General features: G+C 41.5%; 15 protein-coding genes. 7 read left to right on the forward strand and 8 right to left on the reverse strand.

Annotated features, from left to right (window positions below; genetic code table 11):
* Positions 1–246: 246 nt before the first annotated feature.
* From DSL64_RS22235 to DSL64_RS22260, 6 genes are all read left to right on the forward strand, one after another.
* Complete coding sequence (locus DSL64_RS22235) at positions 247–900, forward strand: thioredoxin family protein (protein ID WP_115833216.1); 654 nt, start codon at positions 247–249, stop codon at positions 898–900.
* Between the two features lie 24 nt (positions 901–924).
* Positions 925–1830 (forward strand): SMP-30/gluconolactonase/LRE family protein, encoded by a 906-nt coding sequence (locus DSL64_RS22240; protein ID WP_115833149.1) that lies wholly within the window; start codon positions 925–927, stop codon positions 1828–1830.
* Positions 1831–2012: 182 nt separating this feature from the next.
* Complete coding sequence (locus DSL64_RS22245; RefSeq protein ID WP_229217185.1) at positions 2013–2699, forward strand: DUF1361 domain-containing protein; 687 nt, start codon at positions 2013–2015, stop codon at positions 2697–2699.
* On the forward strand, positions 2674–3060 hold the full coding sequence (locus tag DSL64_RS22250) for a diacylglycerol kinase family protein (RefSeq protein WP_115833150.1): 387 nt from the start codon (positions 2674–2676) through the stop codon (positions 3058–3060). The genes DSL64_RS22245 and DSL64_RS22250 overlap by 26 nt, the downstream gene beginning before the upstream one ends.
* A gap of 35 nt (positions 3061–3095) precedes the next feature.
* On the forward strand, positions 3096–3623 hold the full coding sequence (locus tag DSL64_RS22255; RefSeq protein ID WP_115833151.1) for a hypothetical protein: 528 nt from the start codon (positions 3096–3098) through the stop codon (positions 3621–3623).
* Between the two features lie 20 nt (positions 3624–3643).
* On the forward strand, positions 3644–3946 hold the full coding sequence (locus tag DSL64_RS22260; protein WP_115833152.1) for a winged helix-turn-helix domain-containing protein: 303 nt from the start codon (positions 3644–3646) through the stop codon (positions 3944–3946).
* Positions 3947–4055: 109 nt separating this feature from the next.
* Here DSL64_RS22260 and DSL64_RS22265 read toward each other — a convergent pair whose 3' ends face one another.
* Entirely contained in the window at positions 4056–4559 is a 504-nt protein-coding gene (locus DSL64_RS22265; protein ID WP_115833153.1) for a DUF2911 domain-containing protein, read from the reverse strand.
* A 116-nt stretch (positions 4560–4675) separates the two neighbouring features.
* Between DSL64_RS22265 and recG the strand changes: the two genes are divergently transcribed.
* On the forward strand, positions 4676–6793 hold the full coding sequence (gene recG, locus DSL64_RS22270) for an ATP-dependent DNA helicase RecG (protein WP_115833154.1): 2118 nt from the start codon (positions 4676–4678) through the stop codon (positions 6791–6793).
* 80 nt (positions 6794–6873) lie between these two features.
* Here the strand turns inward: recG and DSL64_RS22275 are convergent, their stop codons facing one another.
* The 7 genes from DSL64_RS22275 to DSL64_RS22305 all read right to left on the reverse strand — a co-directional run bounded on the left by DSL64_RS22275 (position 6874) and on the right by DSL64_RS22305 (position 13967).
* Positions 6874–8220 (reverse strand): FGGY-family carbohydrate kinase, encoded by a 1347-nt coding sequence (locus DSL64_RS22275; protein WP_115833155.1) that lies wholly within the window; start codon positions 8218–8220, stop codon positions 6874–6876.
* A gap of 100 nt (positions 8221–8320) precedes the next feature.
* On the reverse strand, positions 8321–9016 hold the full coding sequence (locus DSL64_RS22280; RefSeq protein ID WP_115833156.1) for a GDSL-type esterase/lipase family protein: 696 nt from the start codon (positions 9014–9016) through the stop codon (positions 8321–8323).
* Between the two features lie 84 nt (positions 9017–9100).
* On the reverse strand, positions 9101–9799 hold the full coding sequence (locus DSL64_RS22285) for a putative outer membrane beta-barrel protein (protein ID WP_115833157.1): 699 nt from the start codon (positions 9797–9799) through the stop codon (positions 9101–9103).
* A 4-nt stretch (positions 9800–9803) separates the two neighbouring features.
* On the reverse strand, positions 9804–10457 hold the full coding sequence (locus tag DSL64_RS22290) for a hypothetical protein (RefSeq protein ID WP_147300406.1): 654 nt from the start codon (positions 10455–10457) through the stop codon (positions 9804–9806).
* A gap of 294 nt (positions 10458–10751) precedes the next feature.
* Entirely contained in the window at positions 10752–12062 is a 1311-nt protein-coding gene (locus tag DSL64_RS22295) for a TolC family protein (protein WP_115833159.1), read from the reverse strand.
* Between the two features lie 78 nt (positions 12063–12140).
* Positions 12141–12803, reverse strand: coding sequence for an ABC transporter ATP-binding protein (locus DSL64_RS22300; protein WP_115833160.1), 663 nt, complete (start codon positions 12801–12803; stop codon positions 12141–12143).
* 237 nt (positions 12804–13040) lie between these two features.
* On the reverse strand, positions 13041–13967 hold the full coding sequence (locus tag DSL64_RS22305; RefSeq protein ID WP_158547970.1) for a DNA-binding response regulator: 927 nt from the start codon (positions 13965–13967) through the stop codon (positions 13041–13043).
* Position 13968 lies beyond the last annotated feature (1 nt).

Raw genomic sequence — 13968 nt, forward strand, 5'->3', positions numbered from 1 at the left:
CGCTGTTTTAAATTTCTTTTACTAATCAAATTTAAAAACCCCGGGCTTATTTCATTTTAAACATACAGGCTTAATAAATTTTCGATTACATCTTTTTTAAGTTAAGTAACCTGTTACCTTTATGAAATACAGCATCTGTAAGCCCTCTTTTGAGGTAGAAATGGCATTAACAAACCTTAACAAGAGAAATAGTTACCTTTGGATATGACACCGTCTTGATACTCAATGAACAAGATCAATAAACAAATGAAAATTTATGTTTGGCTCTCGTTGGTGCTTCTTTCAGGAGTGGCTGCGGTACCTGCAACAAACAGCCTGAAGAATAATATAAATCATGCATCTCTTCTGCAGACCTCCGGCTACCGCATTGGAGATGCAGTGAACAATTTCTCACTGAAAAGTACAAGCGGTGGCATTGTTTCGCTGAATGATTATGCAAATACCAAAGGGGTCATTGTTGTATTCACGAGCAATCATTGCCCTTTTGCAAAAGCCTATGAAGACCGCATTATAGCGCTTCATAATAAATTTGCGTCTCAAAACTTTCCGGTTATTGCTATTAATCCAAGTGACCCTGCCACCCAACAAGACGATACACTGGACAAAATGAAGGAAAGGGCTACGTCAAAAAATTACCCACACCCCTACCTTGCCGATGACTTTCAGCAAACTGCCAAAGCATTTGGTGTAGCGCGTACGCCTCAGGCGTATGTTCTTCAGAGAACAGGAAGTAAATTCGTCGTGAAGTATATCGGCATGATTGACGACAATCCTCAGGATCCTTCAGGTGCCAATAAGTTTTATGTTGAAGATGCTGTCAGTAATTTACTGGGCGACAAGCCTGTGGTAACCACCACTACCAAACCAATCGGTTGTGCTATTAAATGGAGAAATCCTTAATCAGACTTTCTTTGATCAACGCCTATGAAAATCAATATTTTGCAAGCCATCATTCTGTTGATTATTTGCTCCTGCTCCGCTTATGCGCAAACTGTGAGTAAAAATTTTTCGGCTCAGGGAGAATTTACCAATAATTGTGAAGGGCCGGCGGTGGACTCAGAAGGCAATGTGTATGCTGTCAATTTTGCACGCGACGGAACTATCGCTGTTGTGAATAAAAGAGGGAAAACCAGCTTTTTCACGACCTTACCCAAAGGCAGCACAGGAAATGGGATCCGGTTTGGAGACAAGAATACATTTTACGTGGCAGATTTCACAGGACATAATATCCTGAAGGTTGACCTGATAACAAGAAATCTTTCTGTGTTTGTGAATGAGCCGAAAATGAATCAGCCTAACGATCTGGCCATAACTGCAAAAGGACATATTTACTGTTCTGACCCTAACTGGAAGGAAGGAACCGGACAGGTATGGCACGTATCTCCGGAAGGCAAGGCTACATTAGCAGCTGAAAACATGGGAACAACCAATGGTATTGATGTGAGTCCGGATGAAAAAACACTTTACGTTAATGAAAGTGTACAGAGAAATGTGTGGGCATTTGACATTGCACCTGATGGCAAACTCAGTAATAAAAGGCTGGTTCATCAATTCAGCGACGGCGGACTCGACGGGATGCGTTGTGATGTATTGGGCAACCTATATATAGCACGACATGGCAAAGGAGAAGTGGCAGTGCTATCACCTGATGGAAAGATTATCCAGACTATTAAAACACTAGGACAAAAGGTATCGAATATCTGTTTTGGAGGCAAAAACGGAAAAACCTGCTATATCACGCTTCAGGATACCGGATGCCTTGAAACATTTAAAGCAAAAAATGCAGGCCGTGAATGGGCTATGATGAAAGCCTACGAGACGGTAAAATAATTCATTCCGGTTTCGGCAATTAAGCAGCCTTCTGCTAATCATAGAAAACACATTGCCACTTTCCGCATTGTGTTTTGTATTAAATCAAAATCATTTTCAATTCATTTCTTTCAATCACATGTATAGACTGAAAAATTAAATGCATTAACTTTGCAATACAAAGTACTTTAAACAACAAGATAATGATTACAACCACACTGCTCGGGTATTTCAAAAAAAATCAGAAAATTGCTCTTGTAGCATTTATTTCTTTCGTCTCTATCGTCCTACTCTCAGTCAGAATCGTAGCGACCCAGCATCTCGACTTTATATTTCTGACCTGGAATCTGTTTCTGGCCTGGGTACCGTTACTTTTTATGAAATGGGTTTGGGAAAAAGAAATGGTAAACCCTACCCCGTTTGGACTACTCGCACTTTACTTTATTGTGTGGCTGTTATTTTTCCCGAATGCTCCTTACATCATCACAGACCTCAAACACCTCCGCGGGGTACCTGAAGAAATGCTATGGTTCGATTCACTACTGATATTCCTGTTCGCCGTTTCAGGTTTTCTGGCCGGGCTTTATTCTGTCAGGGTTATGCATCGGATTGCGGTCAAAAGATGGAATGCCCAGGCAGCGTGGACAATCATTACACTGTCAATGATATTGAGCGGTTTTGGTGTATTCCTGGGGCGGTTTGGCAGATGGAACAGCTGGGATATACTCACTCAGCCAGGTGCCTTACTACGTGGAATTATGGGTAGTTTACAGGATCCTCTGGCCATAAAACATACAGTTGCATTTTCGTTCGTGCTGATGTTGTTGTACTTTGCGTTCCATTTTTTCGCTGAACTCAAAAATTATGAATCAACCCGTAGATATTCGTAAGGCCATTCGCAGTTTTCGATATGCCGGCATGGGGATTTATAGTTTGTTCCGATACGAAAATAACGCCCGCATACATCTGATTGCTTTCATTCTGGTCGTGATCGCAGGAATTTTCTTTCAGATTTCATCAGTAGAATGGTGCATCATCTCCATACTGATCGGGTTGGTATGGTCTGCTGAAGCAATCAATACATCCATAGAAAAACTGGCTGATGTCGTTTCCCCGGGCTATCACCCTGGTATTAAAGATGTGAAAGATTTGGCTGCCGCCGGCGTTTTGATACTTGCTCTGGTTGCGGTAATAGTTGGATGTATTATTTTCATCCCCAAAGTTCTGATCTTATTCAACGGCGGGTTATAGTCACCTGCCGGCCAAAAATTCTGATAACATTCAATATGCCAACTCATTCAACATCAGCACGAGGAAAAACATTGAACTTAATTTACTTCTGCAAACAAAGAAGACTATCTCAAATAACTGCTGCATTTTTTATCTGGCTATTTATTTCAGGAAATACACAGGCGCAAACAGTTTCTGACACACTGGGAACACCATTGAAAAAATGGTACGATAAAGAGACCATTTATCTCCAGGGCAGTAACCGCTATGTTAAAAACAATATGCTATATGCAGGGCATAAATCACTTTTGAGAGAGTTTTCAATATCAGAAGGAGGATTACAGTTGTATCTCAAATCAAGAAGAACACGTAATATCGGATTGGCTATTTCCATTGCCGGTTCGGCAGGAACAATCGTGTCCCTGATCTCCGGAAATCGGGATCATCTCCGAAAGTTTTTCTGGGTTTCCCTCGGATCGGGTGTAATTTCGTCGGCCGTTACGATGCATGCCAATAATCAGCGGGATCAGGCAGTATGGCTCCGAAACCGTGATGCCATGTTTTTAATAGATGCAAACAATTAACTGCGGGTGGCAGTGTGTGAATGGATTGGTTACAGAAATTCAATAAAGTATTTGAAAGTAAAATAAGGCTGGGACTTATGTCGGTGTTGGTTGTAAATGAATCTATGAGTTTTAACGAACTGAAAGATTTACTGGAACTTACCGATGGTAATCTCGCGTCCCACCTCAGAGCGCTTGAAGATGCAAAATATCTGGATGTTCAAAAACAGTTTGCCGGACGAAAACCACTTACTACCTACCGCTCCACCGATATTGGACAGAAGGCTTTTGCCGAACATTTGTCTGTACTAGAAAATATGATCCGTCAAAGTATGGCCGATTAAGCGGGCTTCACAATGCTTTTCAAATGTACTTATCCAAACAGCGCTCCGTTTCTTCAACCCGAAGAAACAGAGCGCCGTATTTCCTGCATGTAATGTCAGACAATTCTGATCAGAATTTAACAGGAACTGAGAAACCTTCTTTATCCCACTGAAAATCAACAGACTTGTCTGTAACAGTAAAAGTCAGTTTCTCCTGAACTGTTGAATATTTCTTTGCGGGAACAGTCACTTTAAGTACGTCCTTGTCTTTGTTTTTATCGTATTCAAAAGCGCCTGATTGAGCTAAAACACTGTTTAATACGATAGTCCATTGCTTTTCTCCAGGGATAGTAAATAAGCTGTAAGAACCTGCCTTCACAGCCTTGCCACCAAACATAGCATCCTTTTTAAAGGTAATTTCTGTCGATTTATTAGCCCCGGTTCTCCATATTACATCATACTTTTCAAGACTCTGACTATCTTGTTTACCAAAGATCAATCGGCCCTTCTTGGATGGCTGGCCGTAAGAAACACTTACATTCGCCCCATCGGCTGTAACTCTCGGACTACCTTGCGCAAGTGCTACTGCAAACGCAGCAAATACAAACAACAAGGATAAAAATGATGTCTTCATAAAATTTACAATTATAGATTTGGTGGTAAAAAACAGTTAACGACAGAGATTGGCAAAAGTTGTGAAATGACAACGCTTAAAATAAGCATTTCCCAAAAACCATGTATTTTTGAAAAATGAGCCAGTTAACTCCACCCGTACGCAACAACTTTTTTGACACACCCATTGAATTCCTCAAAGGCGTGGGATCGCAAAAAGCTGCCCTGCTGAATCAGGAACTAAGCATTTTCAACTTCGGTGATCTGATACAATATTATCCGTATCGCCACGAAGACCGTACCATTTTTCATAAAATTACTGAGCTCAACGAACAAATGCCGGCAGCTCAGATTAAGGGACGATTGAGAGAATGGAGCCTTGCAGGAGAAGGAAGTAAAAAACGGTTGGTCGCCGTTTTTTCGGATGGCACTGGTGTTATGGAGTTGGTATGGTTCCAAAGTATAAGCTGGTTTGAAAAAAATCTGAGACCCAATGCAGAATACATTGTTTATGGGAAACCCATTGCTTTCGGTAACAAATGGAGTATCACCCATCCGGAAATTGACCTGCTTACTGCTGAGAACGCACATGGTGGTTACTGGCAACCGGTTTATTCGCTCACTGAAAAGCTGAAGCGTAAATTTATTGACAGCAAAGCCATCAGTAAAATGATGAGAACTTTGCTGGAAGTATCCCGACCGCATCTTGCAGAAACCTTACCTGCCGAACTTATTCAGAAATACAGGATGGTTTCCAAGGCTGATGCCGTTTGGAATTTTCACTTACCGCAAAGTTATGCCTGGCTGCACCAGGCACAGCGCCGGCTCAAATTTGAAGAGCTTTTTTACAATCAGTTTCGTTTACTGAAGAACAAACTGCTGCATAAAACTGAATTTCCGGGACTCGTTTTTGACAAGGTCAATCTGGTGAAGGAGTTTTATGCACATCACCTGCCTTTTACGCTTACAGGCTCTCAGGTAAAAGTATTGCATGAAATACATGAGGATCTGAAAAAAGGCAAGCAGATGAACCGCCTCCTACACGGAGACGTAGGTTCCGGTAAAACAATTGTCGCTTTCATTACTATGCTTTTTGCACTGGACAACGGAGCACAGGCTTGCCTGATGGCACCTACCGAAATCCTTGCAGATCAGCATTATCAGGGACTAAAAAAATTCGCTGATTCTCTGGGAATCAATATTGGTAAACTAACAGGATCCACGAAAAAGAAAGAGCGTGATGTAATTCACAGAGAATTACTGGATGGCTCTATGCAAATCATTGTCGGTACACATGCGTTGATCGAGGATATAGTTCAGTTTCAGAATCTGGGACTCTGTATTATCGATGAACAGCACCGTTTTGGGGTGGCGCAGCGCTCCAAGCTTTGGGCAAAAAACAGCAGGATCAATCCGCATATTCTGGTTATGACGGCCACTCCTATTCCCCGTACCCTGGCCATGACCTTATACGGAGACCTGGATATTTCGGCGATCACCGAGCTACCTGCCGGCAGAAAACCAATCCGGACAGTTCATAAATATGACGCACACCGGTTATCCGTATTTGGTTTTTTGAAAGATGAAATCAATAAAGGCAGACAGGTTTACATGGTATATCCTCTGATCGAAGAATCTGAAAAACTGGATTTAAAAGATTTGATGGATGGCTATGAAAGTGTTGCGCGTGCTTTTCCGGATGTCCCGCTCAGCATTCTGCATGGGAAAATGAAGTCAAAAGACAAGGATTTTGAAATGCAGCGGTTTGTAAAGGCCGAAACGAAAATAATGGTCGCAACCACAGTAATAGAAGTGGGCGTCAACGTGCCGAATGCCTCAGTGATGGTGATTGAAAATGCGGAACGCTTCGGGCTTTCTCAACTTCACCAGTTACGAGGAAGAGTTGGCCGTGGTGCTGAGCAATCCTACTGTGTGCTGATGACAGATTACAAAATCAGCAAAGACACGCGGCTGCGTATAGAAACCATGTGCAGAACAAACGATGGATTTGAAATCGCAGAAGTAGACCTTCAGCTCCGCGGTCCTGGTGATATCACCGGTACTCAGCAAAGCGGACTGATGGATTTACTTATCTCCAATCTTGCTCAGGATGGAGAAATCCTGAAAGTTGCCCGACTTTGTGTAGAAGCGATTTTAACCAACGATCCGGATCTTCAACAGCCAGAGAATGCTCCGATTAAGGTACATTTAAGTAAACTTAAAAAGGAACAAACCAACTGGAGCAGAATTAGTTAATTTGGCCTGCCTCATAAAAGAAGAAAATCCCGAAGGTAAAACACTAACGGGATTTTCTATTGTATACTAATTGCAGAAACCTATTCTGCGCTTATTTCATGAATATCTCCTGAAAACTCGAACGTTTGCGGACGCGTTACATGCAATGCTGCTCCGAGTGATGTAGCGTACGGAAGATCAGTTGTATATACCGCATGATTCGGGAAGTTTTTAGCGATGAGTTTGGCAAAGATTACATTCTTGGCAAAACCTCCATCCACATAAATGGACTGTACATCATTAATGCCCACCAATTGAAGTGACACTGTCAGCATATCCGTAAGCCCTTTGAGCAAATGGTGGTAAGCCGCCTCAGCAGAAGCAAACGCACTTACCTGCCATTCTTTTGTATTGGCTTGTGGGAATGGTCCGTTACCAGTCATGCACGCAGTATAGAACGGCGGAGCATCTGCTTTCAAAAACTCAGCATTATATTCAACTCTCTTGTAAAAATCAGATTCCACTCTGAAATACTCCGCGATGCGGGCAGTCTGGAAATCATGTTCACGCCCCAGGAATAAACGTGAAGCAGTTACACCGCTTCCTTCCGGCGTAAGATAATTCATACAATCGCGTTCCAACTGATAGTAAGTCAGTGGCTTGGCAGAGAATGAATTAAAATTGATACACCAGGTACCTGTTGACAACAACACAAATGGCTTCTTGACAGCCATGCGGTAAGGTACCAATGCTGAAGAACTATCGTGCAAGCCGAATCCGGATTGAATCCCTTTCTCTCCGTGGCGGTAAATAAATGACGAAGAGGCCAATACAGGAGCAAACTTTTTATGAATACCTTCTGCTTTTACCCACTCGTGGTAATCCCACATCTCAAAGCTCCAAAGCGCGGTATGGCATCCGATGGAAGTATAGTCACTTACTTTTCTATTCGTAAGCAGATACAAAATGTATTGTGGCAGGTGTAATGTTGTTACGATCTGCTTGTAAATATCCGGCTTTGTGTATTTCAGCCAGTACATTTGCATACCCGAGTTGAGCATGCCCATCGCCGGCGAACCGGTTTGAAGCGAAAGTCTCGTAGGCTCTCCGTAAGTACTATAAAATTGTGTCAGAAGCGCCTCAGGAAAAGGCTTCAGATAAGAATAAAGCGGAGTAAGTGGTTTATTGTCACCATCAAGATGAACAAGACTGGCTCCATAAGCCGCCACGTTTACAGCTTTAATGTCATACTTAGGATTATCAAGCAATGCAGCCCAACGATCCTGCACCCACTTGGTCAATAACGTGATATCCTCCGTCGGGAATCCGTCTTCATCCGTTGTTTCCGGAAGTGACTCAGAGAATTCTTCTACTATCTGATAGTTCTCATCAAAAAGTACATATTTCTTATTGGTCCTGCCAATGTCAAAAACCGCCGTTACTTTCATTATTTGAATGCTAGATCACTTATTAAATCCTAAATGTATTTTTTGGTCAATATACTGACTTTACTTTGAAACCTATACCCTTAATCCCACTTTTTCAATTCTAAACCGTCTTTTCGAGAATCGGTTTTAAAACCTTTGTCCAGCGACGGTAACCTTCTTCATTCATGTGAAGACTATCTTTTAAAAATATACCCGCATCCGGACGTCCATTTTTTAACATAACAGGCCAAACATCAATGTAATCGTGTTTTTTGTCCGTTTTAATAAAATCCTGAATCAGTTTATTGGCCTTGATCACATCTTCACGTTGCGCCCATCTGGAAGGTGATGGTTTCAGAGAAATTCCGTAAAGTCTTACGCCAGGTAGATGTTCTTTAAGTAATTTAGTAAGGGCTACATACGCATCCCTTACCTGCTCCGGGGACTTCTTTTTCTTGCCGAACATATCATTCTCACAATAAATAACAACAGTTTTAGGCTTGTACTTTATTACCGATCTCTCAGCGTAATAAATCAATTCCGGAAATGTAGAACCACCAAAGCCACGATTAATAACCGGCAAAGGTGCCAGATCCTGAACAGCACTTTTCCAATTTGTAAAGGAAGAACTGCCGGTAAGTATGATTCCGCTCTCTGAAGGCATTTTTTGAGCATCCGCTTTCTCAAAAGCTACAATGGAACTTTCTGAACGATCCAGCTTATAATCTGGCTCCCACGGAGATTCTATCGCTACATAGTTTGGCTTATGGCAGGCAGCGAGGCCAGTTATCAACAATAATAAAAAATACTTCTTCATAAAAAAGACTGTAAATACGCTTATAAGGCGAATCGACAGTCTTTATAACTGAAATATTTAATTTATTTATTGACCGGATTAACCCTATCTGCCATAGAAATACCGAACACCAAGACCTACGCTGGGAAATGTAAAAGTTGGGGTGAGTTGGTATTCAAGTTGATTTACTTTGGTACTCTCATTCATCCCGGCAATATTAGAATAATTAATATTCTCGTAAGTTATCCCAACAGGATTTGCGAATGCAATACTCGCTGTTACCCACCACTTTTCTGATAAATTATAATAAATTCCTGCACTCAGGTTTAATCCCAAATTAATCTTGTTTGACTTGTTTTCCTGCAAATACCCACCATCAGGATTATAATTTTTTGAATTAGAATAACCCAAATCAACCGAAGGCCCACCAAAAATACCTACGTGTTCGTTGAAGTGTTTGTAGAATTGCCAGAAATGACCTACACCGAAGCCGATTGATCGAAGACCTGATTTTTCAATAAGCGGGCCAGTACCATTACTGTTACTTGAATAAAAGCTCTTACCTCCACCAAGAGAATTACTGATTCTCAATCCCGACGCCCGAGTCTCTGTTCTGAACTTAGCTAATGATATATTGAAGTTGTATCCATACTCATTTGTTGAGAGATCTGGCGAGTCATTATTATTTTGTTTAAAATTGATAAATGCATTCCCTTCAATAAATTTTTTACCGGTAAACTGTGCCTGTAACGTACCTATCGTACCGAAACCGATAAGCAATGCCAGTAAGAATATCTTTTTCATATAATTAGCGCTTTTGAATGTACCATGCAGCCCGAACCGAGAAGTAGCCATTTAAACTACTTGTAATACCAGACCTCAAATAGAATGAATTTGACTCTTCAAAAGAGGAATAACCCGCTTCCAGCGATAGGAGATTAATATCAGATTCCAAAGAAAAACGTGGAGTGATCCAATAAGCGATACCAGGTTTCACGCTTAATCCAGTATTAAATCCATTGGATTTTCTAGTCGTATTTGTGGACTCATTCTCAGTTTTATACCTGGAAAGAGTGATGTCAGCTGATGAGGTTAGAAACACAGCCCATTTTGAATTACTGCCAATTGCCTTATAATTCCTGATAAAAGGACTGATGTAGTAGTTCAGGTTATTGGTTTTATTTTTCTGGTCGTTCCACTTGGACGTGATCGTATGAATTCCTATACCAACATTGACTCCCAGAAGAAAATTATCTTTAACAAATTTCCCCGCAGACAAAGATGGAGTTAAATTTAAACTCCCTTGGGAATATTTGCTACTTCCCGGACTGGTTCGAAAACTATTAGTTCCACCAAATCCAATTGTTGCCCCTAAATACCCTGTCCCTTTCTCCAACTGAGCTTGGACAGGATTATAAACTGATAAATAGCCAAGCAAGGCTAAAAGACAATATTTCCTCATACGTAAAAATAGTTTGATAATATGAGGCAATATAGTATCAATTTTGTCACCGGCTAAACATTTAACTTTTTTTATACAAATTATAACAAAAGAGGCGACCATCGGCCACCTCTAAATACTACCTATACCAAAATTTAACCTAACTTTCTTTTAGCTAATAGCTGTTAGTGATTAGCTTATAGCCTATGTCTCCCTTGAATGCATATTCCACAAGCATTTTTTGAAAACATATCTTTTTAATTAATTTATATCGTTCTAAAAATTGGATCTTTCAGGGTAAAAGCTAATAGCTGATTAAAACACGCCGTCCCAATTTCCTTGCTGATAATACTGCAGCAGCCGTTGTTGCATCAGATACTCATATCTCGCCTGAATCGCATTCGCTTCTGCTTTGGCAAGATTCGCCTTTGCCAGTGAGTATTCAAAAATGTTGGCAGTTCCGGCATTCAGCTTGCTTTCTACAACTGTGAAACTCGCTGTCAGCGATTCGGCCTGCCCTTGTGCTGCTGAAAACTTATCTGTGGCTGCGTTCATATCCAGTACCGCTTTTTCAATCGCCTGCCTTAACAGCTGTTTCGTCGTTTCCTGCTGATTTTGCGCCAATCTCTCCTGTACTTTTGCAAACTCCACACGAGGTCTTGTCACCCATCTTCCCATGATCGGAATATTCAGCCGCAGGTTCATAGAACCATTCCTGGTGGCATTCAACTGATTAAAGTAATCCAGCTTCTTATTCGTAGAAGCGTAAAATGCGCCAAAGTCGGCTCCGAGAGACAAGGAAGGAAAGTTATCTGCCCGAATAGATTTCACCTGATAACCGAAGCTTTTACGATACAATTCTGCACTTCTGGCTTCCGGAAAGTTGATCTGGGCAAATTCGTATAAGCCGGCAGCCGTTACAGCACCTTGTTCTGCCTTTAACGGCGCAAGCGGTTCCAGCACCAGACTGTCATCCGCCGGAATGTTTATTCTTTGAAACAATGCCAAACGGGCGGTACGATAGTTATTCAATGCCGTTACTTCGGCAAACTTATCGTTCGATAGCTGAGCTTTTATTTCAAACAACGTATTATTCCCCAGTACACCGGCATTGACTTGTTTTTCAACACGATCCACCTGAATCTGGGATGAAGCTACCTGCTGCCCTGCGGCTTCATAAATTGCTTTCGTGGCCAACACATTCACATAACCCTGCATCAGTAATGCTACTTGCTGATTGAATACAGCAGTTTGATTTTCATTCGCCGACTCTTTCAGCAGAACATTCTGATGAATCTGATTCTGCAACTTTCCTCCCTGGAAAACAGGCATCTGAAAGCCTCCTCCTATCGAGCTATAGTTATAGACCTGATCAATATATTCGTTGGTATACTGATCAATACTCCGTCCCAGGTTCACACTGTTATTGGAGCCAATAGAGATTTGCGGAAGAATCTGAGATTTCACCTGCTTCAACTGCGCCTCCGCAGACTCAGCCTGCAAACTTCCCTGTTTGTAGACCAGATTGTTTTTAGTCAAAAGAGCTACACATTCGTGCATACTGAGCCTGGCCTGTGCCTGCAAAATGCCTGGCAGCAAGCTCAAAACGAGCAATAAATATTTCATGGCTAATAGATTATATAATTCTGAGTCCGGAAAACATCTGCAGCACATCCCCTGCCCTATGCCCCTTGCCCTCTTCTTCTAAGCTAACCACCCATCTTTCAACCGCACAATCCGGTTTCCGTAGGTCGCATTGGTTTCTGAGTGCGTTACCTGCACAATGGTTACTTTATCTTCTTTATTTAACTTTTGAAACAATTCCATGATCTCAATGGCCTGTTCAGAATGCAGGTTTCCGGTTGGTTCGTCCGCAAAAATTACCTTCGGATTATGAACGATGGCTCTTGCTACACCCACCAGCTGCTGCTGTCCGCCAGACAGCTGATGTGGGAATAAATCCTTTTTTGCTACCATGTTAAACCGATCCAGTAACTCAGCCACTCTGCTTTTCCTTTCGGAAGATGGTGTGCCTTTATACAGAAGCGGCGTTTCAATGTTTTCGTAAACGGTCAGTTCATCGATAAGGTGATAAGCCTGAAATACAAATCCGATCTGATGTCTGTGCAACTCAGTTCTTTTCTTTTCAGATAGCTTCTGAACCGGTTCATCCAGGAATAAATATTCTCCCTCCGACGGCTCCTCCAGTAAACCCAGAATGTGTAACAATGTCGATTTACCTGAACCGGACGGTCCCATAATCGACACAAATTCGCCTTCTTTAATATCCAGGTCAATGTGACGTAAAACGTAGGTTTTGCCAAAGCCAGCGGGATAATACTTGGAAATCTTTTCGAGCTTGATCATAAAATTTTGGTATAAATGAATTCAGGAGCACTACAAGGTAGTCGGTGACCAAATATAAAAAGTTGTGCTTTACTAATCCCTGCCATCCACTTTAAAAACGCTTGCCAGATTCATAATAACCTAATTAAAAGACCATTACAAAATAATCAAAACATAAATACCGTTCGAAATCGTACAAATGTGTACGGTAGCGAACGGTAGAGTACGGTCTTAAGGAGTGTAACATGCGAGATCTCATCAGACAGAAATTTCCATCCGATAACCTATGCCATGTACGGCAGCGATTTTCAGTGTGGTATCTTCTGAAAGCAATTTCCTGAGGCGGGAGACAAATACATCAACACTTCTTCCAACGGTAATACCTTCATCCTCCCAGACAGATTTCAGAATAAAATCTCTTTCCATTATCTGGTTCTTATGACTGACAAAAAGGTGTAAAAGCTTTGCTTCCCGGTAAGTAAGGTTGTGTTTTTTTTCACAGCTGTATAGCACAAGATTAGTTATATCAAGCTGAGATTCCCCAAAGTTGATCCTGGAATCACTGATCGCATCGTCTGTTTTTGAAGCAATCAGTTCCGACTTACCTGACCTGCGCAATACTACAAATCCCAGCACTGAAAGTAAAATCCCTGCAGGTATCAGCCACCAGTTTCCCGGCGAGGCTACAGCTTTTTCTTCAGGAGTAAAACTTACTTTTAATACATAACAGCCTGGCTCTTTTGTTCTGCCGGCACATGGAATGCCGTCTTTATTTGCTAAATCAAGATAGCTGTAACCGAGTATGATTTCATCACTTCTGCAATTCAGGATGGATACATTATAGGGTTTTTCGATTTTATGCAAATCGAAAGACTGCTGCAATAGTTGCGGTAGCTCAGCATAATCAAAAACCTGATCCAATTCTATTGAAAAAGATGTGGCATCGGTTTGCTTTACAGCTTTAACAGTGGACAGAGAATCTCCGTTTTGTAATTTTAACTGATGAACGGCCCGCCGCATGGCAAGGTTTACACTTTCAGCAAATCGTATACCATCGTTACTTGCAGCACTATCGGTTGTATACGCACATAAAATTGTCAGAGCTAAAACGATAGCCCTCAAAGCCATTTTCAGAAACATCACAATTTTGAACATATACCAGAACCGACGGGATAATTTAACCAAC

The organism is Dyadobacter luteus, from assembly GCF_003383615.1.
GTDB lineage: Bacteria > Bacteroidota > Bacteroidia > Cytophagales > Spirosomataceae > Dyadobacter > Dyadobacter luteus.